This is a genomic window from Leifsonia poae (assembly GCF_050632195.1).
Taxonomy (GTDB): Bacteria; Actinomycetota; Actinomycetes; order Actinomycetales; family Microbacteriaceae; genus Leifsonia; species Leifsonia poae_C.
Genome location: NZ_CP192580.1, coordinates 3,764,211 through 3,789,061 on the forward strand (window position 1 = coordinate 3,764,211; position 24,851 = coordinate 3,789,061).

Sequence of the window (24,851 nt, forward strand, 5' to 3'; positions counted from 1 at the left end):
GGAGAGAGAACATGCAGGGAGCACGACCGGTTAGGGCCGCGCGTGGCACCGAGCTCAGCGCCAAGAGCTGGCAGACCGAGGGTCCGCTCAGGATGCTCATGAACAATCTCGACCCCGAGGTCGCCGAGCGCCCCGACGACCTCGTCGTGTACGGCGGCACCGGCCGCGCCGCCCGCAGCTGGGAGGCCTACGACGCCATCGTCCGCACCCTGCGCGACCTCGAGTCCGACGAGACCCTGCTCGTGCAGTCCGGCAAGCCGGTCGGCGTCTTCCGCACCCACGAGTGGGCGCCGCGCGTGCTCATCGCCAACTCGAACCTCGTCGGCGATTGGGCGACCTGGCCCGAGTTCCGCCGTCTCGAGGCGCTCGGCCTCACCATGTACGGCCAGATGACCGCCGGATCCTGGATCTACATCGGCACCCAGGGCATCCTGCAGGGCACGTACGAGACCTTCGCCGCCGTCGCCGCCAAGAAGTTCGGCGGCACGCTCGCCGGCACGCTCACCCTGACGGCCGGCGCCGGCGGGATGGGCGGCGCGCAACCCCTCGCCGTCACGATGAACGAGGGCGCCGTGCTGATCGTGGATGTGGACGAGTCCGGCCTCCAGCGCCGCATCGACCACGGCTACCTCGACGAGCTCGCGACCGACATCGACGACGCCGTCACCCGCGTTCTCACGGCAAAGAGCGAACGTCGCGCCCTCTCCGTCGGACTCGTCGGCAACGCCGCGACGGTCTTCCCCGAGCTGCTCGCCCGCGGCATCCCGATCGACATCGTCACCGACCAGACGAGCGCCCACGACCCGCTCAGCTACCTGCCCGAGGGCGTGACCGTCGCCGAGTGGCACGAGCTCGCGGCCGCCGACCCCGAGTCGTTCACCGAGCGGTCCCGCGCGTCGATGGCCAAGCATGTCGAGGCGATGGTCGGGTTCCAGGATGCGAGGGCCGAGGTCTTCGACTACGGCAACTCGATCCGCGCCGAGGCCCAGCTGGGCGGCTACGACCGCGCCTTCGACTTCCCCGGTTTCGTGCCCGCGTACATCCGCCCGCTCTTCGCCGAGGGCAAGGGACCCTTCCGCTGGGCCGCCCTGTCCGGCGACCCCGCCGACATCGCGGCGACCGACCGCGCCATCCTCGAGCTGTTCCCCGAGGACGAGCACCTCCGCCGCTGGATCACCGCGGCGGGCGAGAAGGTCCACTTCGAGGGCCTCCCCGCCCGCATCTGCTGGCTCGGCTACAAGGAACGCCACCTCGCGGGCCTCCGCTTCAATGAGATGGTCGCGAGCGGCGAACTCACCGCCCCCGTCGTGATCGGCCGCGACCACCTCGATTCCGGATCCGTCGCCTCCCCGTACCGAGAGACCGAGTCGATGGCCGACGGCTCCGACGCGATCGCCGACTGGCCCCTCCTCAACGCCCTGCTCAACACGGCTTCCGGAGCCACCTGGGTCTCCATCCACCATGGCGGCGGCGTCGGTATCGGGCGCAGCATCCACGCCGGCCAGGTCGTGGTCGCCGACGGCACCCCGCTCGCCGCCGAGAAGATCGAGCGCGTGCTCACCAACGATCCGGGAACCGGCGTCATGCGTCACGTCGATGCGGGCTATGAGCGCGCGGCCGAGGTCGCACGCGAGCGCGGCCTCCGCATCCCGATGCAGGAGGGTTAGGGATGCACACCCCAGGCACGCTCTTCACAGGCATCGGCCAACTGGTCACCAACGACCCCGGTGTTCGTTCGCTGACCGGAACGGCGCGCCTGGGCATCGTGGAAGACGCCGCGCTCCTCGTCACGGACGGAGTCGTCACCTGGGTTGGACCAGCCGCATCCCTGCCAACGGCCGAAGCCGCCGCGCTCGCCGTAGCCGACGCCGAGGTCGTCGACCTCGAGGGCGCCGCCGTGATCCCCGGCTTCGTCGACAGCCACACCCATCTCGTGTTCGGCGGCGACCGCGCAGCGGAGTTCGAGGCGCGTATGTCCGGACAGGCATATACGGCCGGCGGCATTCGCAGCACGGTGGCTGCGACCCGGGCGGCGACGGATGCGGAACTCGCCGCACGCCTCGACGGCTTCGTCACCGAGCTGCTCGCCCAGGGCACGACGACCTTCGAGATCAAGAGCGGGTATGGACTCACTGTCGCGGACGAGGCGCGGCTACTGGAGCTTGCATCCCGGGTGACGGACGAGACGACGTTCCTCGGGGCTCACGTGGTCCCGGTCGAGTTCGCCGCGGATCCCGAGGCCTACGTCGACCTCGTCGTCGGAAACATGCTCGACGCGTGCGCACCCCACGCGCGCTGGATCGACGCCTTCTGCGAGACCGGCGCCTTCACGCCGGAACAGTCCCGCCGCATCCTGGAAGCCGGAACCGCCAGAGGGTTGGGCGTGCGCCTCCACGCCAGCCAGCTTTCAGCGGGCCCGGGCATCCGTCTCGCCGTCGAGCTCGACGCAGCCAGCGTCGACCACTGCACCTACCTCACCGAAGACGACATCGCGGCCCTCGCCGGTTCGTCGACCGTCGCCACCCTCCTGCCCGGCGTCGAGTTCTCGACCCGCCAGCAGTTTCCGGATGCGCGCCGACTGATCGACGCTGGCGTCACCGTCGCGCTCGCCAGCGACTGCAACCCCGGCTCGTCTTTTACGTCGTCGCTGCCGTTCTGCATCGCTGTGGCCGTGAGGGACATGGGGATGACCCCGGCGGAAGCGCTCTGGTCGGCGACCGCGGGTGGCGCGGCCGCGCTCCGCCGTGCGGACGTCGGGCACCTCGCCGCGGGAGCTAGCGCCGACTTCGTCGCGCTCCGCGCGCCCAGCTACGTGCACCTCGCGTACCGCCCGGGCGTCCCTCTCGCCGCCGGCGTCTGGCGCGCCGGCGCCCGAGTCGCTTAGCCCGCGGCGTGCTGCCGCGGGTGTACCCGCGTGAGTCGCGGCGAGTACAGCTTCCCGCGCATCCGGAACCGCATATGGCGCGACTCACGGACGTCAGCCTCGCGCAGCAGCGGAGCGGCGGGCGGCATCAGCGCTGGGCGACCCCGGCGACAGCCTCCAGCACGCACAGCGCGGTCAGGCGCACCGTGCGGCCGTCCGGGGCGTCCGCGGTCGCGTCGACTTCGGCGAGGTCGATCGAACGCACTGACGGATGCGCCGCCGCACGCCGCGCCGCGTGCCGCAACTCCCACGCCGCGAGGCCGCCGGGCACCGACGCCGGGCATCCCGGAGCCACCGACCGGTCGCACACGTCCACGTCGAGGTCCACGTGGATCGGACCGCCCGCGGCCCCCGCGATCTCCAGCGCCTCCTCCATCACGTCGTCGATCGGGCGCCGGTGCAACTCGTCGCGATGCACGACCGTGATCCCGTAATCGGCCGCACGTTTCGAGTATTCGGCCGAGTTGGCGAAGTCGGCGATCCCGATCTGCACGATCCGCTTGCCCGCCAATCCCGCCTCTACCAGACGCCGAACGGGCGAGCCGTTGCTCACTCCGTCGCGCAGGTCGTGGTGGGCATCCAGGGTGATCAGGCCCGCGGTCGGCAGGTCGCCTCCCCACGCCCCGAGCGCCGCAGGCACGGTTAGCGCGTTGTCGCCTCCGACCGCCACGACGAGGGATGCGCGGCCGACCGCATCCGCCATCGCCGCGATCGCCCGACCCTCACCCTCAGGGCCGTCCGGCTCCTCGACATCCCCCGCGTCGGTGAGCACGAGTTGCGATAGCGGACGTTCGAACCGCCTTCGCGACGACCTGTCCGGAGCAGCGAACTCGGCGTAGTACCTCAGCGCGTCGCGCACCGCGGACGGGGTCGCACCGGCTCCGGTCGGGGAGAGAGACGTGCGCCAGGTCGGGATGCCCAGCAGCGTCAGATCGATCGCGCCGCCGGGTTCGATGGTGTCGGGTGACGGCCAGCCGCCTGCGCGGGGCCAGAGTGGGTCGACGGACAGTGGACGCAAGCTCATATGCCGACCGTAGCGCCGCAGCGCACCCGACGGGAACGGGCGACGTGCATCCGCTGTCCGGTATCGCGGACGGCCGCCGACGCCCTAGGATCGCGGCATGGATCCCGAGACCGCGTTCCCCGACGTCGCCGCCGAGCTCGCCGGGGCGGGTGTGGTGAGCGGCAAGATGTTCGGGCATCCGGCGCTGAAGCTGAACGGCAAGGTCTTCGCGTGCGAGTTCTACGGCGCGATGGCGTTCAAGCTCGGCCGCGAGACGACGGTGCACGCCGAGGCTTTGCTGCTGCCGGGCGCGGTGCTTTTCGATCCGTCCCGTCAAGACAGACCGTTCCAGGACTGGGTCGAGGTGCCCGCCGCGAGCGCGGACCAGTGGCCGATGCTCGCCCAGGCCAGCCTCGACCACCTGGTCAACGAGGCCCGCTGAGTGCTGACCCGCTGACCCGCTGCCCCGCTGCCCCGCTGAAACGCGGACTCACTGACTCGCTGCCCCGCTGACCCGCAGACCCGCAGACCGGCGGACGCTACTTAGCGAGAGACGCCCGGTCCGAAGACCGGGCGTCCCGTGTTCACCGTCTAGCGCGAGTCGGCGCGTGCCTAGGCCCGTGAGCCTGCAGGCTCCGGCGCTGTCGGCGCCGGCGAATCCGGCTCCGAAGAATCCGGCCCGGTCCCCGAACCCGAACCCGGCTCCCCCGCGCCACCCTCGCCCCGGGCCGTCCGGCGTGACGCCCGGCGCTCCTTCCAGCCCTCGACGAAGTTGTACAGCGTCGGCAGCACGATCAGCGTGAGCAGCGTCGACGACACCAGGCCGCCGATCACGACGATGGCCAGAGGCTGCGAGATGAACCCGCCGTGGCCTGTCAAGCCGATCGCCATCGGGGTGAGCGCGGCGATCGTGGCAAGTGCCGTCATCAGGATGGGGCGCAGACGTCGCGAGGAACCGTGCGCGACCGCATCCTCCACGGACATCCCTCGTCGCCGATACTGATTGACCAGGTCGATGAGCACGATCGCGTTCGTCACGACGATACCGATCAGCATCAGAAGGCCGATCAGCGAGGCCACACCGAGCGGGATGCCCGAGATCACCTGCAGAGCGATCGCACCGGTGGCCGCGAACGGCACCGAGACGAGCAGGAGCAACGGCTGCCGCAGCGACCGGAACGTCGCCACCATGACGATGTAGACGATCAGGATGGCCGCGAGCAGCGCGAGTCCGAGCTGCGAGAACGCATCCGACTGGCTTGACGAGACGCCGCCGATCTTCGCGGTCGCTCCGGCGGGCAGGTCAACGCTGTCGAGCGCCTTGGTGACGTCGGCGTTCGCGGTGCCGAGGTTGTCGGTTCCCGGGGTCGCGCTGACCGTCGCCGTGCGCAGACCGCGCTCGGTGGTCACGGTGGACGGACCGTTCGTCTCGGCGACCGTCGCGAGCGTGTCGAGGCGAGCCGGGCCTGCCAGCGTCGGGATCTCCAGCGCGGACAGTTCGGCCACCGTGGTCGGTGGGTTCGGGCTCTGCAGGTAGATCTTCAGCGTCGTGTTGTCGATCGCGATGTTTCCGACGGTCGACGGCTGAACCGCCTGCGACACGAGACTACCGACCGCGACCTCACTCAGGCCGGCCTTGGCCGCGTCAGCGCGATTCACCTTCACGGCGACGTACGGCAGGGATGCGCTGAGGTTGTCGGTGGTCTGCTTGATCGACCCGAGCTTCTCGATCTGGGCGGCCACCGCATCCGTCGCCTTCTGCAGGTCGGCGTTGCTCGTGGCCGTGATGTTGACCTCGATGTCGTTGGACCCGCCGAACCCTTGGGACGACGAGACCGTGATCTGGCCCTGATCGGTGATCTTGGCGAGCTCGTTTTCGACGGTGTTCTTCAGCTTGTCCTGGTCGACATCCGGGTCGGTCGTCACCGAGTAGGTGATGCCGCCTCCACCACCGGTGAAAGCGTCGCGCAGGGCGCTGCCGCTCGACCCGATCGACAGCTGCACGATATCGATGCCCTTGGTGTCGAGGAGCACCTGCTCGACCGGCTTCGAGGCCGAGTTCTGCGCTTCGAGGCTCGTTCCCGGCGGAAGGGTCTGCGAAATGGTCAGTGTGTTCTGCCCGGAGGACCCGAGGAAGTTGGTCTTCATGAGCGGGAACAGGAACACCGTTCCCACGAGCACCAGGACGGCGATCATGATGGTCGACACCGAGTGCTTGAGCGTCCAGTGAATGATCGGCAGGTAACCGCGCTGCAGCCACGACGGATGCTTGAGCTCGTCGTCGCCGGTCGCAATGGCCTCGTCGATGGAGAGGTGCGAGGACGCGGACTCGACCGCTCCGCCTTCGTGCTTGCGGGGCTTCGGAGGACGCAGGAACCAGTAGGCGAGCACCGGAACGATCGTCAGGGACACCAGCAACGACGACAGCAGCGCAATCGTCACGGTGGTAGCGAACGGCCGGAACAGCTCGCCCGTCACATCGCCGACGAAAGCGAGGGGCAGGAACACGGCGACGGTGACGATCGTGGATGCGGTGACCGCACCCGCGACCTCGCGCACTGCCTTGACGATCGTCGACGCACGGTCGACCCCGGCGACCAGCTCACGTTTGATGTTCTCGATGACGACGATGGAGTCGTCGACCACACGGCCGATGGCGATCGTCAGCGCGCCGAGCGTGATGATGTTGAGCGTGTATCCGGTGGCCTGCATCACGATGAACGTGATGAGCACACTGGTCGGGATCGAGATGGCCGTCACCAGGGTGGACCTGATCGAGAGCAGGAACACCAGGATCACGATCACGGCGAACAGCAGGCCGAGCAGACCCTCCTCGGTGAGCGAGTTGATCGACTGCGTGATGAAGGGCGCCTGGTCGAAGACGACCGTGATCTTGACGCCGTCGCCGAGCTTCGTCTGCAGGTCGTCGATCAGGGCGTTGACGCCCTTGGAGACGTCGACCGTGTTGGCCGACGGGAGCTTGGTCACGGCGATGGTCAGCGCGGGCTTACCGTCGACGCGCGACAGGGATGTGGTCGGGTCGTCGGTCTCCTGAACCGTCGCGACCTCGCCGATCGTGGGCGTCGCGGTGGCGGTTGCGCTCGGGGTGGCAGCGGCTCCGGATGCTGCTGCGCCGGCCGCCGCGGAAGGTCCGGCACCTGCGCTCGCCCCTGCTCCGGCACCGGCGCTCGCACCCGCACCGGCACCCGCACCGGCGGACGCCGAAGCCGACCGGATCAGCGGCAGCGACGCGATGTCGTCGACCGATCCGAGCTGGCTGCCCGACTGGACCGAAAGCGTCTTGTCGTCCTCTGTGATCGATCCGCCCGGGATGAGCACGCCGTTCTGCTGCAGCGCATCCTTGATCGACTGGGAGGTGAAGCCTGCGGCGGCGAGCTTGGCGGCATCCGGAACGATCGTGATGCGCTGGCCGACCTCGCCGACCAGCTGAGCGTCGTTGACGCCCTTCACGTCTTTGATGTCAGGCAGCGCGAGCTTGGTGATCTGCTCGCCGAGAGCCTTCTGGTCGCTGCCGCCCGTGACGGCGAGCTGGATGACCGGCAGGTCGTCGATGCTTCCCGAGACGACCTGAGGGTCGACACCATCGGGCAGGGTCGACTTGATGCGGTTGATCGCCTGGTCGAGCTTCTGCTCGGCCGTGGCCAGGTTTGTTCCGTAGGTGAACTGCACCGTGATGAGCGACTGGTTCGTGCTGCTGACGGCCGAGGTGCTCTCGAGATCGGGGACACCCTGAATCGCCGTCTCGACCGGTGTGCTCACGTCGTTGTTGACGACCTCGGGCGAAGCGCCGGGGTAGGAACTGACGATCGCCACCTGTGGGAACTGGATGCTCGGGATGAGCTCCTGCTTCAGGTTGGTGAGCGCGAGTCCGCCGAACACCGCCGCAACGATCGTGATCAGCGCGATGAGCGCCCGGTTCTTCATACTGAGGACGGCGAGGAAATGCACAGGCGTACCCTTTGCGGATTCTGGATGCGGGGAGTGCGACGCCATCGCCGCACCAGAAGTATCTCAGTGCACCCTGTGCAAATTCCTCATGCCCAGGTACGACTTCGGCGCTGTCGTGTGCGCCCTCCGGATGCGCGTCTTGATCGCTGGCCACTGGTGCCTGGTCACTCGTTCGGCTCACTCTGCGGCTCACCCCGGCCGCCAGCCTCGGGATGCGAGCGTGCGGTAGACGAGGGCGACCAGCCGCTTCTCCTCCCGCAGGTGGGCGGAGCCGACGCGGAGCACGGACTCGCCCGCATCCTGAAGCCGGGTCGTTCGCACGAGGTCGTGCCGCCATTGCCCGCGGTCGACACGATGGTGGTCGCCCTCGTACTCGACGATGACGCGGAACGTCGGGTAGCGCAGGTCAGGACGCGCGAGGAACCGGCCATCGCGGCCTCTCAACTCGACGTTCACATCGGGCGGCGGCAGACCCGCCTCGGCGAGGATCACCCGCAGCAGCGACTCCTGCGGTGATTCGGAGCGCTCGTTCATGTGCTCGAGCGAGGCACGCGCCCGGGTCACGCCGCGCGATCCGGGCGCTCCTAGGCGTGCACGCAGGTCGTCGAGCGTCGCTCGTCGGTGGCGCCAATGAATGATCGCGTCTCCCAGGATGACCAGGTCGCGCATCGACAGGGTCTGGGCGAGATCTGCCCAGACGCGTGCAGGGGCCGTCACGCTCATCCCGTGCGCCAGCATCACATCGCGCGGTTCGAGCCCGCCGCAGTGCGCGTGCACCCCAGCCACCTTCGGCCGATGCAGCGGCGGCGCGACGGTCAGATGGAGCGTGTCACGCACGTCCCACGGGACCGGAAGGGCGAGCAGCCTCGCCGCGGTGCTGTGGGACAAGACCGCTTGCGGATTTCGAGCGACGAGCGCTCGGCACCGCGCGACGAAATCATCGGCTCCGGATGCGGGGACCCGCGCCCCGCGAAAAGGCACGACCAGGTCTTTGCGTCTCAGGCGAGCCGGCGTGACGCCCGCGAGCAGCGCATCCGAACCGCGAACGGTCGGTCGGGAAGGGGCCTGGCGGGATGCGGTTGAGCGGGAAGGGTGCCTGGGGATGCGTGTTCCATGCGCACACCCTGCCCCATCCCACCGACGTCTCGCAGAAGTTATCCACATCGCGCTTCGGCCCGGCGCCGAGAGTGGAGTTTCTACCGTTTTGGGGCATCCAGAACGGTAGAAACTCCACATTCACCGCTCGAGGGTGGGTAGTGGGGCTGGGGGCAGGCCCCGGACGGCCCGCTACACCACGTCGGCGAGCGCGGCGGGGTCGGGGTACGGGTACGGGTGCGGCGTGTGCAGCGACGACGCCCACGTGCGCGAGAGCGCCGTCAGCGCGCGAGCCGTGTCCTCCTCCGAATACGTGATCGGGATGCGCAGGAACCGCTCGAACGCACCGTCCAGACCGAACCGTGGCCCGGCCGCGATGAGCAGCCCGTGGTTGCGCGCGCCGAGCGCGAGCGCCGAGCTGACCGGCGCGCCGATTCCGACCCAGGCGGCGAGTCCGCCGTCCAGTGCGGGCATCGTCCAATCCGGGAAGTGCGATGCAAGCAGCCGGCGCACGGATTCGCGGCCCGCCCGCAGCTGCCCGCGGCGCTCCTCGACGATCTCGCGCATCTGCGGCAGCATCCGAGCCACCACCAGCTGCTCGAGGATCGGCGTGCCGAGGTCGGTGGCCGGCTTTGCGGCGATCAGTTTGCGGATGAGCGGACGGTCGGCGCGGATCCAGCCGATCCTGAGGCCGCCCCAGAGGCTCTTGCTGGCCGAGCCGATCAGGATGACCGGGGCGTCTCCGGCGTCGCGCACTCCGTACGCCGCGATCGGCAGCGGGTTGCCGACGCGGTCGATGTCGAGGTCCGCTGTCGTCTCGTCGCCGACGACGATCGTTCCCTGCGCCGCCGCCGCGGCCATCACCCGGGTGCGCGTCTCGGGTGACATGGATGCGCCGGTCGGGTTGTGGAAGTCGGGGATCAGATAGGCGAGGGCCGGGTTCGCGCGGCGAATGGTCTCTTCGACCGCGTCCACGTCCCAGCCGTCCCCGACGCCCCCGCCTGACGCGCCTGTAAAGGAGAACGAAGACTCCCCGACAGCATGCGGCCCCGCCGCAGCCGCCGTCACGGTGACCGGAACGAGCCGTGCCCCCGCCAGCCGCAGCGACTCGGTCGCGTGCGGATACGTCGGCATCTCGACCAGCGCGCGATCCCCGCGTCCCAAGAACGTCCTCGCGATCAGCGCGATCGCCTGCTGCGCGCCGACCGTCACGAGGATCTGGCCGGCCTCGGTCGGGAGTCCACGCTCGCGATACCGCGCCGCTATGGCCTCGCGCAGGTGCGGCAGACCGACCGGGTCGTATCCCGAGTCCGGCAGAAAGTGCGGCAGCTCCTCTGCCGCTGCGCGAGCAGCAGCGGGCAGGGATGCAGCGGCCGGCAGGGCCGCCTTGGTGAAGTCGAGCATCCCGTCACCGCCGATCGGCGGCGCAGCGGTCAGCACCGGTCCGGGGAGACGAGCGACGCTCCCCGACCCGCGCACACTGTCGACGAACCCCGCCTCGCGAAGTTCGCGATACGCCGCGGTGACCGTGGTGCGGCTGAGGTCGAGATACCCGGCCAGGTCGCGCTCGGCGGGCAGACGAGTGTCGATCGGGATGCGCCCGTCCAGCACGAGCAGACGGATGCGGTCGGCGAGCGCCTGGTAGTGCGCACCGTCGCCGCGCCACTCGCCGAGCAGTGCATCCAGAGACCGTGCCGTCAGTTGTGCGTCAACCATCAGGCCACCTTAACCGAATTGGCATCTTGATGTAAGGCCAATCTTCGAATTGGATGGACGAGTGACTTCCGGACTGCTCCTCACTCGCCGCATCGTGCAACTGCTCGTCGGGCTCTTCGCCTACGGCATCGCCATTGCGATGATGGTGCAGGCCGGGATCGGCGTCTCGCCCTGGGATGTGCTCTCGCAGGGCCTCTCGCTGAAGACCGGCTGGCCGTTCGGGCTCATCACGAACGTCCTCGGCCTGTTCGTGCTGCTGCTCTGGATCCCGCTGCGCCAACGCCCGGGCCTCGGCACCGTGCTCAACGTTCTGCTGATCGGGCCGAGTGCACAGCTCGGGCTCGCGCTCATCCCGAAGCAGACGGAGCTGTGGGCCCAGGTGCTGCTGTTCGTCGGCGGGCTGCTGCTGCTCGCTGTGGCGACCGGGCTCTACATCGGTCCCCGGATGGGACCCGGCCCGCGCGACGGACTGATGACCGGCCTGCACGCTCGCACGGGCTGGCCGATCTGGGCCGTGCGCACCGGCATCGAGGTCACCGTGCTGATCATCGGCTGGATCCTTGGCGGCAACGTCGGCGTCGGCACCCTCGCCTTCGCCCTGCTGATCGGGCCGCTGTGCAGCCTGACGCTCCCCTTCTTCGCGATCCGGCTCCCGCAGACCGCTGCAACGGATGCGGTCGCCGAGCGCGAACTCGAGGGCACCGCCGAGCAGGCGCCCGGCCTCGAAGCCGAGCAGGATGCCGTGCGTTTCGACGTGCGCGACGGCATCCTGCTCGAGTCCGACTCGGCCGCCAGGTCGCGGTTCCATCGCGAGGGCACCAGCTCGGTCATCCGGGAGCACCAGCCCGACGCGGGTGCTGAGCCTGAAGCGAGCCGCGCATCCCGTTTCCCTGCGCTGACGGTCGCCACCTACTGGCTCGACGACCGCCTCACCCGCCGCGCCTGAGCCACCACCTCCGCAAACGCCGAGCCCCTCCCCGGCCGACGGCCGAGAAGGGGCGAGCACCCGAGGGCGAGCCCTACAGGTTGCGCTCCGCGAACACGCGGAGGGCGTCACGCACGAACGCAGCGCCGGTATCCCCGCCGTAGTTCGCGCCGAACCGCGGATCGGCGACGTACATCTCGCCGAGGCCGATCAGGTACGCGCGGGTCGGGCCGTTCGCATCGCTCCCCGGAGTTCCCGGAATGGACGCGAGCCAGTCAAAGTGCCGCTGTGCGAGCGCCTGCGCCTCCTCCGAGTCGGGGGATGCGCCGCTCTCGGACGCGGCGATCCAGTCGGCGGCGAGCTGCTTCTGCAACCGCTGCCACTCCTGCCGTTCCGCCGGCGACTTGCTGCGCCACCAGGCGTCGCTCGTCGCGTACGCCTGCTTGCCCCAGCGTTCCTCGACCTCGTCCTTGTACTGGGTGTGGTCGAATCCGTCGAACATGTCTTCTGCCATGATCTGTTCACCTCCCTCCATCGCCTCGATCGTCGACTCGACCGACGCGATCTGCCGCGCCAGTCGGGCCCGCTCATCCTGTAACCATGCGAGATGGTTGCGTAGGGCGGGCCCCGCATCCGTCTGGTTCTCCAGCACCTCGGCGATGGCCGGCAGGCCGAGACCGAGATCTCTGAGCAGAAGGATGCGCTGCAACCGCACGAGGGAGTCCCGGTCGTAGTACCGGTACCCGTTGCCGCCGATGCGGCTGGGCGCGAGCAGGCCGAGCGTGTCGTAGTGACGCAGCGTGCGGCTCGTCGTGCCAGCCAGGCGGGCGATGTCCTGAATGGACCAGTCCATCGTCGTCTTCTCTCTCGTGGGGTGTGATTCCACGGTAGAGGTTGACGTTACGTCAAGGTCAAGTGCGTCAAGGTCAAGGGCGTCAGCGCTTTGCGCGCGCGTGGACCTTCTTGGCTTCGGCCGGCTGGCTCGACGGGGTCTCCGACGAAGCAGGCGGTGCGGTAGGAGGCGTCGCAGTGGGCGGCGTCGACGGAGTGGGCGACTGCCCGGCCGAGACCGGCGTTCCGGATCCGGAGGTCGCGCGACCGCTGTGCCCGTGCATCCCGTGGCCCGCAACCTTCGACGCGGGGTCCAGGGGCCGGCGCGCGACGGGGCGCACCAGCTCGCCGCGGCGATCCTGGCCCGGCAGTGGGCGCGAACGGCGCCCGTAGATCAGCGACGACGAATCGAGCAGCCAGGGCACGAGCGCGACGGTCACACCGTGGCACAGCATGAGCTGCTGACGGATGCGGTTGGCGCGGTGGTTGTGCAGCAGCGACTCCCACCAGTGGCCCACGATGTACTGCGGGAGGTAGACCGTGACGACCTCGGATCCGTGCTCCTCGCGACGGTGCTTGAGGTACTTGATCAGAGGGATCCCGAAGTCGCGGTACGGCGACTCGATGATCGTGAGCGGCACGTGGATGTTCTGCTCGATCCACTGCTTCTGCAGCCGCTCCGTCGACTCCTCGTCGATCGAGATGTTCACGGCTTCGATCGACTCGTGGCGGGCGGCGATCGCGTAGTCGAGCGCCTTCAGGGCCGGCTTCTGCATCTTGCCGACGAGGACGATCGCGTGGTCGCCCCGGCTGCCGAAGGTCGTGACGGGATCGACCTCGATCTCCTTCTCCACGTCGCGGTAGTAGCGGTTCACGCCGAGCATGAGCAAGAACAGGATGGGCATGAAGATGAAGACGAGGTACGCGCCGTGCGTGAACTTCGTGATGGTCACGACGATGAGCACGACCGCGGTCAGGAACGCACCGAACGCGTTGATACAGAGGCTCTGGATGATGCCGCCGCGTTCGCCGGGCCGCACCGTCCCCGAGCGCAGCAGCGTGATCCAGTGCTTCACCATGCCCGATTGGCCGAGCGTGAACGACACGAAGACGCCGATGATGTAGAGCTGGATCAGCTGGGTCAGGTTGGCCTGGTAGACGAGCAGCAGGGCCAGGGCGGCGAGCGCCAGCAGGATCATGCCGTTCGAGTACACGAGGCGGTCGCCTCGGGTGTTGAGCGACTTCGGGGCGTACGAGTCGCGGGCCAACACGGAGCCGAGCAGCGGGAATCCGTTGAACGCGGTGTTGGCGGCCAGCAGCAGCACGACGGCGGTCGCGGCCTGAACGATGAAGAAGAGAAGTGAGTTGTTGCCGAAGGTCGCAGCGGCGATCTGTGCGATCAGGCTTCGCTGCGGCGATGTCGCACATTCTGCCCAACCCTGAAGGTCGCAGGGGTTCTCGGCGTAGTGCACGTTGCTGATCAGGGCGACAGCGGTGAGGCCGGCGAACAGCACGATTGCGATTCCGCCCATGAGCCCGAGGGTCTTGCGCGCGTTCTTGATCTTCGGGGTGCGAAAAGCGGGGACACCGTTGGCGACGGCTTCGACACCGGTCAGGGCGCTACAGCCGCTGGAGAAGGCGCGGAGCAGCAGCAGGATCATCGCGGCCTGCCCCAGGTTGGACGCGTGCACGGTGAAGCCGGCGGATTCGGCGACCGGCGCATCCCCGAGCGCGGTGCGGACGAGTGCGGTCACGATCATGACGAAGATCGAGCCGATGAAGATGTAAGTCGGGAGCGCGAAAGCCTTGCTCGACTCACGCACGCCGCGAAGGTTGACCGCTGCGATGAGGATCACGAAGAGAACGGCGAGCTCGACCCGCCACTGGCCGAGGAAAGGCAGCGCCGAGATGATGTTGTCGACTCCGGATGCGACCGACACGGCCACCGTGAGCACGTAGTCCACGAGCAGAGCCGAGGCGACGACGAGGCCGGCCTTCTCGCCGAGGTTCTTATGGGCGACCTCATAGTCACCACCGCCGGACGGGTACGCCTTGACGAGCTGGCGGTAGGACAGGACAACCGTGACAAGTAGGAGCACGACGGCCGCCGCGACCCACGGCGCGAACGTCAGGAACGCCAGCCCGCCGAGCAGCAGGATCATCAGGAGTTCCTGCGGAGCGTACGCCACACTCGACAGTGCGTCGGAGGCGAAGATGGGTAGGGCGAGGTGCTTCGGGAGTAGCTGTCCTTCGAGTTTTTCACTCGGAAGCGGGTCGCCGATCAACCACCGCTTCGGGGATCTCCCCTCATTTGTCACGAGGGACGACACTACTCGCTGCTAATCCACTGTCAAGTCGGCGCGTCGAGCGGGCGAATCCTTGCGCATCTGTAATAGATATGTAGTCCGCGTAACTTCCTTGAACTGGCGCGGCAGTAAACGACAGCGCGCCCGATCCTGAGAGTCGGACGCGCTTTCGCTGTGTCTGGCTGTGACACTCTATTTGGGGCCTCACCTGCGGTTCAGGGCCTCCAGAACGGACGCGCGCACGCGGGCCAATTCAAGCTTCAACTGCGGCACTATGTCGTCCGAGAGACGGCCCCGCGCAGCCTGCGACCGCAGGTCGGTGCGCAGCTGTTGGCGGAACTCGTTGAGTGCGGCCTCAGCCTCGCGCACGGCGGCGTTCGAGTTCTGGCGCGCATCCCTCACGTCCTGGTTGATGTCGACCCGGATGTTGCCGCGCCGAGTGTCGCGGGCCGCCGATGCGAGGTCGGCGCGCAGGCTTCGCATCGCTTCGTTGACGCCCGCGCGCACTTCGTCGGCGAGGCGGCGAACCGAGTCGGTGACCTCATCCTCGATCGCGTCGAGTTCGTGCTCGCGGTCGGCGAGTTCGGCTCTGCCCGCGTCGGTGATGGCGTAGACGGTCTTGCGACCCTCTGTCGTCTTGCTGACGAGCCCCTCCTCCTCCAGCTTCGCGAGCCGCGGGTAGATGGTGCCGGCACTCGGGCTGTACGTGCCGCCGAACCGATCGCTGAGCGCCTGGATCAACTCGTAGCCGTGCTTCGGCGACTCGTTGAGCAGGCTCAGCAGGTACAGCCGGAGGCTGCCGTGAGCGAAGACGGGAGTCATGCGGACGCCCCGTTCTGACCCGAGGTCGCGTCTGCAGGGGTGACGCTGCGGAGCACGGCGACATTGCCCGACACCGAGTTCACGTTGATGTCCACCCACGAGCCGTTGAGCGATCCGGCGGTACCCGTCTGCGTGCGGCCGGGGCTCCCGCTGATGAACGCGTTATCGAGCTGCATCTTGCCGGACACAGTGTTCACGTGGTAGCGGGCGCCAAGGGCATCGGGGATGCGCACGGTCAGGTCTCCCGAGACCGTGTTGCTGGATATCGCATCAGGCGTTCCCGCGATGTCCACCATCACGTTGCCCGAGATGCCGTCGAGACCGAACTTGCCGATGGCGCCGGTGGCGGTCACATCACCCGAGACGGTGTGCGCCGAGATGTTGCCCGTGTGGTCGCGAACCGAGATCTCGCCGCTCACGCTGTTCAGTTCGAGGTTGCCGACGAGGCCGTCGACGACCAGGTCACCGGATACGGTGCTGAGCTTCGCATCCGTCTTCAGGCCCGAGATGAGTGCGCTCGCCGAGACGATGCCGAACTTGAGTGCCACCTCACGCGGGACCAGCACGCTCACATCAGCCTTGCCGTTGCTGCGCATCGATTTGAACACGTCGATGAAGTTGTCCCAGCGCAGCTGCGGGTGGTCGATCTCGAGCCGATCTCCGTCGACGGTGATCTTGAGGTCGCGGCCGCTGACCGAGTGCACCTCGACCCGCGCGCCGGGCTCGTCATGTCCGATGATGTCGATCTGGCCGCCGATGACCGCGACCTTCAACGCGCGGACGAGCTCGACGTCAATGATCCTGCTCTCCCCGGGCTGGATCAGCCACTTGTCCTGTGCCATTGTTCTGCTCCTCTTGCCGTTCAGCGGTGCCGTGGTGCGGCGACCCTCGGTGATTCGCGATATATCGCGTTGTTGACAAACTCACGTTATATCGCGTTTCCGGATCTGGCAACCCCGGGGCGCGAATCCCAGGGCCGTCTCAGGGGCGGCTCAGGGTTCGCCCGGAGCGCTAGCGGCGTGAGCGACGCGGGCGTTGGAGCCAGGGCTGCAGCGTGCGCGTGACGAACGGCAGGAGGAAGTACGTCATCGTCGGGGTGAGGCAGAGCGTCGTGATCAGCACGGTCGCGAGCGGCCAGAGCTGGTGCCAGCCCGGAACGAGATATGAGGTCAGGTAGGTGAACGCCAGCGACAGCGGGAAGAAGCCGAGCCAGATCGTCACGGCCTGCTTCCAGCGCGGCGGCGCCGAGGCGACACCCGCCTGCGGCTCGTCGAACCAGCCCTCGATGCCGGTACGGCGCTCGACGCGGGAGACCTCGACCAGCTCGCGTCCCTCGAACAGCCAGTCGGCGCGGTGATGGGATGCCTCCCACGCCTCGAGCGTCGGGACGTCGGCGAAGCGGTACAGCATGTGCCACTCGTCGGAGTCGGCGCGGGCGCGCACCCATCCTGAGCCGAGGAAACCCTCGTAGGAGTTGGCGAGGTTCACGCCGGACTGCACCCACCGGGTGACTTCGGGCAGGCGCGAGTGGTCGACACGGCGGGTGATGGAGACGGTGACGGGGAGGCGGCGCGCTTGTGGCGCATCCTGAATCGACTCTTGTGGAGGCATGCTCCTATTGTCACCGACCCGTATTACCGGCTCGTTTCAGCGCCCGGCGATCAGCGCGATGCGATCACGGAGAGGCCCTCGCGCACGACCAGGCTCGGGGCGACCAGGCGGTGTCTCGGGTCGGTGACCTCGGCATCCGGATGCACGCGGCCGCCATGCGCGCCGGTCAGCAGTTCGAGCACTCCCGCGGCCACCGCTTCCAGGGGCTGCTCGACGCTGGAGAAGCCGATGGATGCGGCGACGGGGGTGTTGTCGTAGCCGATGACGGGCATGCGTCCGGATGTGGCCATGAGTGCGCCGAGGGCGAGGGAGTCGCTCGCGCAGACGACGGCGTCCACATGCCCGGCCTGTGCCTCGAGGCGGCGCATCGCCTCGGCGCCGAAGGTGACGCCGTCTTCGGCCGCGACCTCGAGAGTTGCCAGTTCGGCATCGGTGAGGCCACTGCCGGCGCGCATCGCTTCGAGCCAGCCGCGTCGACGGTCGTCGCCCGTTCCGGATCCCGCCGGCCAGCCGAGGTAGCCGATGCGACGAGCGCCGATATCAAGCAGATGGTTCGTCGCTTCGTGCAAGCCTGCTGCCCCATCGACGTCGACCCAGAGGTGCTCCGGGTCGGCCATGTCGTCGATCCCCACGGCCGACCGAACGTGACGAAGGACTGGCCGTGCTCGATCAGCCACTCGGTTCGCGGGTCGCCGTGGAAGGTGGAGGTCAGCACGAACGCGTCGACGTCGGCTCCGTCGCTGAGCCGCCGGAACTGGGCGATCTCGTCTTCGGGGTCGCTCGCGGTGAAGAGCAGCACGCGGAGGTTCTTGCGGTCGGCCTGCTCGGTGAGCGAGTGCAGAAACCGGTCGAGGATGGAACCCGAGATGCCGTCGGTGGTGATCGGATCGAGACGGATGCCGATGGTGGAGCTCTTCTGCGTGCGCAGCCGCCGGGCCGAGGCGTGGGGGCGGTAACCGAGGTCGAGGATGGCCGCTTCGACACGTTCGCGGGTCTCGGGGCGAACCACGTCGGGGGAGTTGAGCACGTTGGAGACGGTCTGACGAGACACTCCCGCGGCGATCGCGACATCGAGGACGGTGGGCTGTGCTCCCAAGCTCCGCTCCTCTCATTCGGCTCGATCGACCATACCGCTGCGCCGGGTTGACATGGTCGGAACGACGTGGATATGGTGACAGCGCCCCAATTTGATCGTTCAAATGGCAAACTATCACCCGCGATTTGAACGATCAAACCCGAGATCGACCAAGGAGGTCAGATGCCCGCCGAAGCGCCGCATCCCTCCGCACCCGCGTTCTCCACAAGGGCCGAGTTTCCCCCGACCTCTGCGTCTCACCCCCTCGTGCGCCCCTCGACCGGGCACACTCACACCAAGGAGAAAACAATGCAACGAAGCACTCAACGCTGGTTCGCAGGCGGCGCCGTCGCCGTCGCTGCGACCCTGGCGCTCACCGCCTGCGGGTCCGGATTCAGCAGCGGAAGCGACTCGACCGGCAAGCTCACCTCGTCCGACAAGGCCCTCACGGTCATGATCGGTTCGAGCGGCGACGCCGAGACGGCAGCCGTGAAGTCCGCCGTGGCCGACTGGTCCAAGAGCGACGGCACGAAGGCGTCCGTCGTCGCGGCCAGCGACCTCAACCAGCAGCTCGCGCAGGGCTTCGCCGCCAACAAGCCGGCCGACGTCTTCTATCTGTCGACGGATGCGCTGGCCGGTTACGCCTCCAACGGCTCGCTCCTCGCATACGGCGACAACCTCGCCAACAAGAGCGACTTCTACCCGAGCCTGGTCAAGTCGTTCACCTACGACGGCAAGTTCTATTGCGCTCCGAAAGACTTCTCGACGCTGCAGCTGATCATCAACACCGACATGTGGAGCGCCGCGGGTCTCACCGACGCCGACCTCCCCAAGACCTGGGACCAGCTCGAGTCGGTGTCGAAGAAGCTCACCACGGCCGACCACGTGGGCCTCGGCATCTCGGGTGAGTACGCCCGCATCGGCTCGTTCATGACGCAGGCCGGCGGCAACCTGATGAACGACGACAGCACCAAGGCGACGGCGAACAGCGACGCCAACGTGAAGGCGCTCGACTACGTCAAGAAGCTCCTCACCGAGGGCGACCTGAAGTACGCGAAAGACCTCGGCGCCGGATGGGGCGGAGAGGCCTTCGGTAAGGGCCTGGCCGCGATGACCATCGAGGGCAACTGGATCACGGGAGCCATGAAGGCCGACTTCCCGAGCATCAAGTACAAGGTGGCCGAGCTGCCGGAAGGCCCCGCCGGACAGGGCACGCTCCAGTTCACCAACTGCTGGGGAATCGCCGCCGACAGCCCCAACCAGGCCGCAGCGCTCAAGCTCGTCGAGAACCTGACCAGCAAGGACTCGCAGCTCGCCTTCTCCAAGGCCTTCGGACCGATGCCGTCGATCAAGTCGGCCGCAGAGAGCTGGAAGTCCGCGAATCCTGAGCTCGTCCCGTTCCTGAGCGCCGCTGACTACGCCAAGGGCGTTCCGACCGCCAAGGGCTCGGCCGACGTGGTCACCGACCTGAACAGCAAGCTCGAGTCGCTGGCGACGGGCGATCCGAAGGCGATCCTCGACGCCACGCAGAAGAACCTCGAAGCGATTCTGAAGTAGCGAGAGCCACAACATGTCGCAAACCACGAGTCGGTCTCGTCGCTCCGGAATCCGGCGCGGCGAGACCGCCTCGGGGTGGTTGTTCACCGCCCCGGTCATCATCCTGCTCGGCGTGTTCCTGGTCATCCCGGTGCTCATGGCGCTCTGGGTGAGTTTCTCCGACTGGGGCGGGCGGGGCAGCCCATTCGCCGGTGACGTCAGCTTCGTCGGGTTCAAGAACTACCAGACGCTGCTCGCCGGTGGCGGCCTCGCCGAATCCGATTTCGGCATGGCGCTCAAGAACAACGCCTGGTACGTCGTTCTTGTGGTTCCGCTGCAGACCGCTGTCGCACTCGGGCTCGCGGTGCTCGTCAACCGCGCCGTCCTGCGCGGCCGCGGATTCTTCCGCACCGCCTTCTACTTTCCGTCGGTGACCAGTTCCGTCGCGATCACAGTGTTGTGGTTGTTCCTGTTCAGCAGCACCGGCGCCGTCAACAAGTTCCTGTCGTGGATCGGCATCAACGGACCGAACTGGTTCAACGACCCGAACGGCATCATCCACAACTTCCTCGCCGTGTTCGGAGTGGACCAGGGGCCGACGGCACTCACGAGCAACACTCTTCTCGGCGTCTCCTGGTGGGACTGGCTGGGCGGGCCGTCCGTGGCCATGACCGCGTTCATCCTGATGGCGATCTTCACGACCAGCGGCACGTTCATGCTCCTGTTCATCGCAGCGCTGCAGAACCTCGGCGGCGACATCACCGAGGCCGCGATGATGGACGGCGCCAACGGCTGGCAGCGCTTCTGGCGAATCACCCTCCCCCAGCTGCGGCCGACGCTGTTCACTGTGCTCACCCTCGGGCTGATCGGATGCTGGCAGATCTTCGACCAGATCTACACCGGTACCAAGGGCGCTCCGGGCAAGACAACGCTGACGCCCGCCTACCTTTCCTATAAGACGTCGTTCCAAGATCAGGACTGGGGCCAGGGCGCAGCGATCGCGTTCATCCTGTTCGTGATCATCGTGCTCTTCACGATCTTCCAGCGGTGGGTGCTGCGTGAACGCAAGGTGTCCAAGCGCAGGATGCGTCTCTACACTCCGCCCACCGGTGGCGGCTCAGGATCCGGATCCGTCAAGGGCGCGGAAATCGCAACCGCTGTCGCGACCGAACAGTCCCTGAACGGACGGGGAGCACTCTGATGTCCATCGTCGCCGAACCAGCAGACCACGTCGTCACGGAGTCGCGTCCACGCACGGTCGCCCCGACGCCCAAGAGGCGCCGGCGGTCCACCGGAACCGTCGTCGCCACCTCGGTCACCTATGCGATCCTCGTCGTCATCGCCGTGATCTACATCATGCCGTTCCTCATCCAGGTGGCGACGTCGTTCAAGACCGACGCGGATGCGGCCGGCAACCCGGTCTCGCTCATCCCGCAGACCTGGACCACCGCCGCGTACACGAAGCTCTTCCTCAACTCCGACTTCCCGACCTGGTTCAAGAACTCGGCCATCGTCACGATCGTCGTCACGCTGGGACGCGTGTTCTTCAACTCCCTCGCCGGATACGCGCTGGCCAGGCTGAACTTCCGCGGCCGCGGGATCGTCTTCGCGGGGCTCGTTGCTGTGATGTCGGTGCCGATGGTGGTGCTGCTCATCCCGAAGTTCCTCGTGATCAACCAGCTCGGCATCTACGACTCGTACGCCGGCATGATCGTGCCGTTGCTGACGGATGCGGCTGGCGTGTTCATCATGAAGAACTTCTTCGAGTCGATCCCGCAGAGCGTGGAGGAGCAGGCGCGCATCGACGGCGCCGGCACCTTCCGGGTGTTCTGGTCGATCGTTCTCCCGATGGCCAGGCCTGCGCTGATCACCATCGTCATCCTGTCTTTCCAGGGATCGTGGAACGAGCTCGCGCACTTCATCGTCTCGACTCAGGATCCCGCCCTCACCACGCTCACCAAGGGCGTCGCCGGGCTCGCCAGCGGCCAGCTCAGCCAGGGAAGTCAGTATCCGATCAAGCTCGCGGCGGCGGCCCTGATGACCATCCCGGTCGCGGTGCTGTTCTTCATCTTCCAGCGTCGCATCATGAACAACAGCGAGGGGGCGGTGAAGGAATGACTGCGGCCGAACCGACCATCCTCGCCACCTGCGGCGGGCTCAACCCCGGATCCTGGACAGACTCCGTCTACGGTCCGCTGCTGATGCATGCGATCGAGCTGGCGCGCGTCGAAGGACGCCCGCCCAGGGTCGCCCACGTCAACACGGCGGGTGGCGACCAGCGATCGGTGGAGGGTCCCGAACTCGAAGCCGCACGCGCCGCGGGCGTAGACGCGAGCCACATCCGCTTCTTCCCGCATCGGAACATCCTGAACCTGCGCGCACACGTGCTCGCGCAAGACGTGATCTGGGTCAGCGGCGGCAGTGTCGTGAACCTCCTGGCGGTCTGGCGCGCACACGGACTCGACGGCATCCTGCGCGAGGCCTGGCAGGCGGGCGTCGTGCTCGCGGGTGGCTCGGCCGGAGCCCTGTGCTGGCACGAAGGCGGCACGACAGCGTCGTTCGGACCGCAGATCGAGGCCGTCGCCGACGGTCTCGGCATCCTGCCGGGCTCGCTCGGAGTGCACTACGACTCCGACCCCCAGCGGCGCGTCGCTCACGAGGCGGCGGTCGCTTCCGGATCCCTTCCGCCGGGCTACGCGCTCGACGAGGGCGTCGGGCTCGTCTACGGCGGCACCCGGCTGCTCGACGTGGTCAGCGAACGTGACGGGCAGTACGCCTGGCGGGTCGAGGCCCTCGACGGCCGCGCCGTCGAGACGCGGATCAAGCCGCGGTTGTTGCCCGGTGCGACCGATCCCGAATCCGGGTTCGATCCCCGCCCCACTTCCGACTTCCAACCGACTTCTGACTCCCAACCCACCCTCGAGGAGGCGTGAACACCACGATGACCCAGCCGCTCCAACCCCTACTGCACGACAGCGTGGTGGTGCTCACCGCTCCCAGCCAGGCCTGGTCCGCGACGGACGGCACCGTCGACGGTCACGGCATCCACGGCTTCTACCACTCCGACGTCCGTGTGCTGAGTGAGATCGAGCTGACGGTCGGCGGTTCGCTGCCCGAGCACATCGCCACGGGCAGCCCGGATGCGGCCACCGCCGTCTTCACCTCGCTCGCCCGCGGACTCGACGACGCGACCGCCGATCCCCGCGTGCGCATCGAGCAGAAGCGCGAGGTTCGCGCGGGCTCCCTGGTCGAGACGATCACGGTGCGCAACGCCCTCGGCACCCCTGTCCGTCCGCGGGTCTCGGTCGCTGTGCGCGCCGACTTCACGCCCATGCAGCTCATGAAGGCAGGCCTGAGAGGAAGCGAGAATCCGATCGAGTCAGCGACGAACGCCGACGGCGTCACGTTCGCCTCGGGCACCGTCACGGCAGTTGTCAGCGCTCCCGACGCAGAGACCGAGACCGACGACACCTCGACCACCCTCACTTGGACTCCGGAGATCGCGGGCCACTCCTCCGTCACTCTCGGCTGGCGCATCGACGTCGACGACCCCTCCTCGGTCGTCGCCGGTGCTGCACCGTCGACCGACTGGGCCGCCTTCTCCGCCGCCACCGGCGACTCGCGCCTTGCAGCCTGGTTGAGCCGCGCTCTGGCCGACCTGCAGGCCCTCCGCATGTCGACCACCGAGCGACCCGACGAGATCTTCCTGGCCGCGGGCGCACCGTGGTTCTTCACCCTGTTCGGCCGCGACTCGATCTGGGCCGCCCGGATGCTGTTGCCGCTCGGCACGGATATCGCCGCGTCGACCCTGCGCATCCTGGCCGACCTCCAGGGCACCGAGGTCGTGAACGACACGGCCGAGCAGCCGGGCAAGATCATGCACGAGCTCCGGCCCGCGACCATGACCCTCCCCGGCCTCGGGATCGTCCTTCCGCCGCTCTACTTCGGCACGGTCGACGCCACCGCCCTTTGGGTTAACCTCCTGCACGACGCCTGGAAGTGGGGGATGCCCGCGGCCGAGGTCGAGGCTCTGCTCCCCCACCTCGAGGCGGCGCTCGCCTGGATGCGCGACTACGGCGACAGCGACGGCGACGGCTTTCTCGAGTACGTCGACACCACCGGCCACGGCCTCGCGAACCAGGGCTGGAAGGACTCGGGCGACTCGATCCAGTGGCGCGACGGCACGCTCGCCGACGGACCGATCGCGCTCTGCGAGGTGCAGGGATACGCGTACGAGGCCGCTGTCGGCGGCGCGGACCTGCTCGAGGCGTTCGGTCGTCCCGGCGCCGACGAATGGCGCGAGTGGGCCGCCGATCTGAAGGAGCGGTTCGCGGCGGCTTTCTGGATCGACGACCCCGCAGGCGCGTACCCCGCGGTCGCGCTCGATGCTGCGAAGCAGAAGGTCGACACCGTCACCAGCAACATCGGGCATCTGCTCGGCACGGGCATCCTGACCCCTGAGCAGTCGGCGCTCGTGGCACAGCGCCTGGTGTCGCCCGAACTCAACTCGGGCTACGGTCTGCGCACCATGTCGACCGACTCCGCGGGGTTCTGGCCGCTCAGTTATCACGGCGGGTCGGTCTGGGCGCACGACACCGCGATCGCGATCAGCGGTCTCGCCCGCGACGGTCACACGGCTGAGGCGGAGACGCTCGCCGAGGGTCTCCTCGCCGCCGCCGAAGGATTCGACTACCGGATGCCCGAGCTGCACTCTGGCGACTCGGCCGCGGACACGCCAACGCCCATCCCGTACCCCGCCGCCTGCCGCCCGCAGGCGTGGTCGGCAGCGGCAGCGGTCTCGGTGCTGAGCGCGCGTCTGGGCCTCGCGGCCGACGCGCAAGCGGGCACGCTCGACAGTGCTGCGACCCCGGGCGTCGGCACGATGGCGGTCACAGGCCTCCGCTTCGCGGGCGACGCCCTGTCGCTCACGGTTGACGCGGACGGCCGCGTCGCCCGCTCCTGAAGCGGGCAGCCCGCTCGTCGAATCGTGCCAAAGGTGCGGTTACGCCACGGTGAACGCCACTTTTGGCACGACTCGG

At 68.0% G+C, this 24,851-nt stretch carries 18 protein-coding genes and 1 pseudogene; 9 read left to right on the plus strand and 10 right to left on the minus strand.

Going from position 1 to position 24,851, the window contains the following annotated elements:
• Positions 1–11: 11 nt before the first annotated feature.
• Together hutU and hutI are read left to right on the plus strand one after the other, a co-directional pair.
• Positions 12–1,667, plus strand: a complete 1,656-nt coding sequence (gene hutU / locus ACQ86A_RS18940) for a urocanate hydratase (RefSeq protein WP_431278456.1) — start codon at positions 12–14, stop codon at positions 1,665–1,667.
• Positions 1,668–1,669: 2 nt separating this feature from the next.
• On the plus strand, positions 1,670–2,884 hold the full coding sequence (gene hutI / locus ACQ86A_RS18945; protein ID WP_431278457.1) for an imidazolonepropionase: 1,215 nt from the start codon (positions 1,670–1,672) through the stop codon (positions 2,882–2,884).
• A gap of 127 nt (positions 2,885–3,011) precedes the next feature.
• Here the strand turns inward: hutI and ACQ86A_RS18950 are convergent, their stop codons facing one another.
• Positions 3,012–3,947, minus strand: a complete 936-nt coding sequence (locus tag ACQ86A_RS18950; RefSeq protein ID WP_431278458.1) for an arginase family protein — start codon at positions 3,945–3,947, stop codon at positions 3,012–3,014.
• A 97-nt stretch (positions 3,948–4,044) separates the two neighbouring features.
• Between ACQ86A_RS18950 and ACQ86A_RS18955 the strand changes: the two genes are divergently transcribed.
• The gene (locus ACQ86A_RS18955; RefSeq protein WP_431278459.1) at positions 4,045–4,368 is read left to right on the plus strand and encodes a hypothetical protein; all 324 of its coding nucleotides are present in this window, start codon (positions 4,045–4,047) and stop codon (positions 4,366–4,368) included.
• Positions 4,369–4,538: 170 nt separating this feature from the next.
• Here the strand turns inward: ACQ86A_RS18955 and ACQ86A_RS18960 are convergent, their stop codons facing one another.
• From ACQ86A_RS18960 to ACQ86A_RS18970, 3 genes are all read right to left on the minus strand, one after another.
• Positions 4,539–7,895 (minus strand): efflux RND transporter permease subunit, encoded by a 3,357-nt coding sequence (locus tag ACQ86A_RS18960; RefSeq protein WP_431278460.1) that lies wholly within the window; start codon positions 7,893–7,895, stop codon positions 4,539–4,541.
• A 189-nt stretch (positions 7,896–8,084) separates the two neighbouring features.
• Positions 8,085–8,783: a hypothetical protein gene (locus ACQ86A_RS18965; protein WP_431278461.1), complete on the minus strand. Its 699-nt coding sequence runs from the start codon at positions 8,781–8,783 to the stop codon at positions 8,085–8,087.
• 399 nt (positions 8,784–9,182) lie between these two features.
• Positions 9,183–10,706: a PLP-dependent aminotransferase family protein gene (locus ACQ86A_RS18970; RefSeq protein ID WP_431278462.1), complete on the minus strand. Its 1,524-nt coding sequence runs from the start codon at positions 10,704–10,706 to the stop codon at positions 9,183–9,185.
• Between the two features lie 61 nt (positions 10,707–10,767).
• Here ACQ86A_RS18970 and ACQ86A_RS18975 point away from each other — a divergent pair, with 61 nt between their 5' ends.
• Positions 10,768–11,652, plus strand: coding sequence for a YczE/YyaS/YitT family protein (locus ACQ86A_RS18975; RefSeq protein WP_431278463.1), 885 nt, complete (start codon positions 10,768–10,770; stop codon positions 11,650–11,652).
• Positions 11,653–11,725: 73 nt separating this feature from the next.
• Here the strand turns inward: ACQ86A_RS18975 and ACQ86A_RS18980 are convergent, their stop codons facing one another.
• The 6 genes and pseudogenes from ACQ86A_RS18980 to ACQ86A_RS19005 form a co-directional block, all read right to left on the minus strand.
• Complete coding sequence (locus ACQ86A_RS18980; protein ID WP_431278464.1) at positions 11,726–12,484, minus strand: MerR family transcriptional regulator; 759 nt, start codon at positions 12,482–12,484, stop codon at positions 11,726–11,728.
• 82 nt (positions 12,485–12,566) lie between these two features.
• Entirely contained in the window at positions 12,567–14,747 is a 2,181-nt protein-coding gene (locus tag ACQ86A_RS18985; protein WP_431280491.1) for an APC family permease, read from the minus strand.
• 225 nt (positions 14,748–14,972) lie between these two features.
• The gene (locus ACQ86A_RS18990) at positions 14,973–15,590 is read right to left on the minus strand and encodes a PadR family transcriptional regulator (protein WP_431278465.1); all 618 of its coding nucleotides are present in this window, start codon (positions 15,588–15,590) and stop codon (positions 14,973–14,975) included.
• Positions 15,587–16,432: a DUF4097 family beta strand repeat-containing protein gene (locus tag ACQ86A_RS18995; RefSeq protein ID WP_431278466.1), complete on the minus strand. Its 846-nt coding sequence runs from the start codon at positions 16,430–16,432 to the stop codon at positions 15,587–15,589. Before ACQ86A_RS18995 ends, ACQ86A_RS18990 begins: the two co-directional genes overlap by 4 nt.
• A gap of 169 nt (positions 16,433–16,601) precedes the next feature.
• Positions 16,602–17,201 carry an antibiotic biosynthesis monooxygenase gene (locus ACQ86A_RS19000; protein WP_431278467.1) on the minus strand — a complete coding sequence of 200 codons (600 nt, stop codon included), beginning with the start codon at positions 17,199–17,201 and terminating at the stop codon, positions 16,602–16,604.
• A gap of 50 nt (positions 17,202–17,251) precedes the next feature.
• Positions 17,252–18,297 (minus strand): annotated as a pseudogene (locus ACQ86A_RS19005) (LacI family DNA-binding transcriptional regulator).
• Positions 18,298–18,585: 288 nt separating this feature from the next.
• On the opposite strand from ACQ86A_RS19005, the gene ACQ86A_RS19010 reads away from it, so the two are divergent.
• Genes ACQ86A_RS19010 through ACQ86A_RS19030 form a run of 5 tightly spaced genes read left to right on the plus strand, consistent with a single transcriptional unit; the run spans position 18,586 to position 24,775 of the window.
• Positions 18,586–19,833 (plus strand): sugar ABC transporter substrate-binding protein, encoded by a 1,248-nt coding sequence (locus ACQ86A_RS19010; RefSeq protein ID WP_431278468.1) that lies wholly within the window; start codon positions 18,586–18,588, stop codon positions 19,831–19,833.
• 13 nt (positions 19,834–19,846) lie between these two features.
• Positions 19,847–21,013, plus strand: a complete 1,167-nt coding sequence (locus ACQ86A_RS19015; protein ID WP_431278469.1) for a carbohydrate ABC transporter permease — start codon at positions 19,847–19,849, stop codon at positions 21,011–21,013.
• Positions 21,013–21,930: a carbohydrate ABC transporter permease gene (locus ACQ86A_RS19020; protein ID WP_431278470.1), complete on the plus strand. Its 918-nt coding sequence runs from the start codon at positions 21,013–21,015 to the stop codon at positions 21,928–21,930. Before ACQ86A_RS19015 ends, ACQ86A_RS19020 begins: the two co-directional genes overlap by 1 nt.
• Positions 21,927–22,745 (plus strand): Type 1 glutamine amidotransferase-like domain-containing protein, encoded by an 819-nt coding sequence (locus tag ACQ86A_RS19025; protein ID WP_431278471.1) that lies wholly within the window; start codon positions 21,927–21,929, stop codon positions 22,743–22,745. Before ACQ86A_RS19020 ends, ACQ86A_RS19025 begins: the two co-directional genes overlap by 4 nt.
• A gap of 8 nt (positions 22,746–22,753) precedes the next feature.
• Complete coding sequence (locus ACQ86A_RS19030) at positions 22,754–24,775, plus strand: glycogen debranching N-terminal domain-containing protein (RefSeq protein WP_431280492.1); 2,022 nt, start codon at positions 22,754–22,756, stop codon at positions 24,773–24,775.
• Positions 24,776–24,851: the final 76 nt, after the last annotated feature.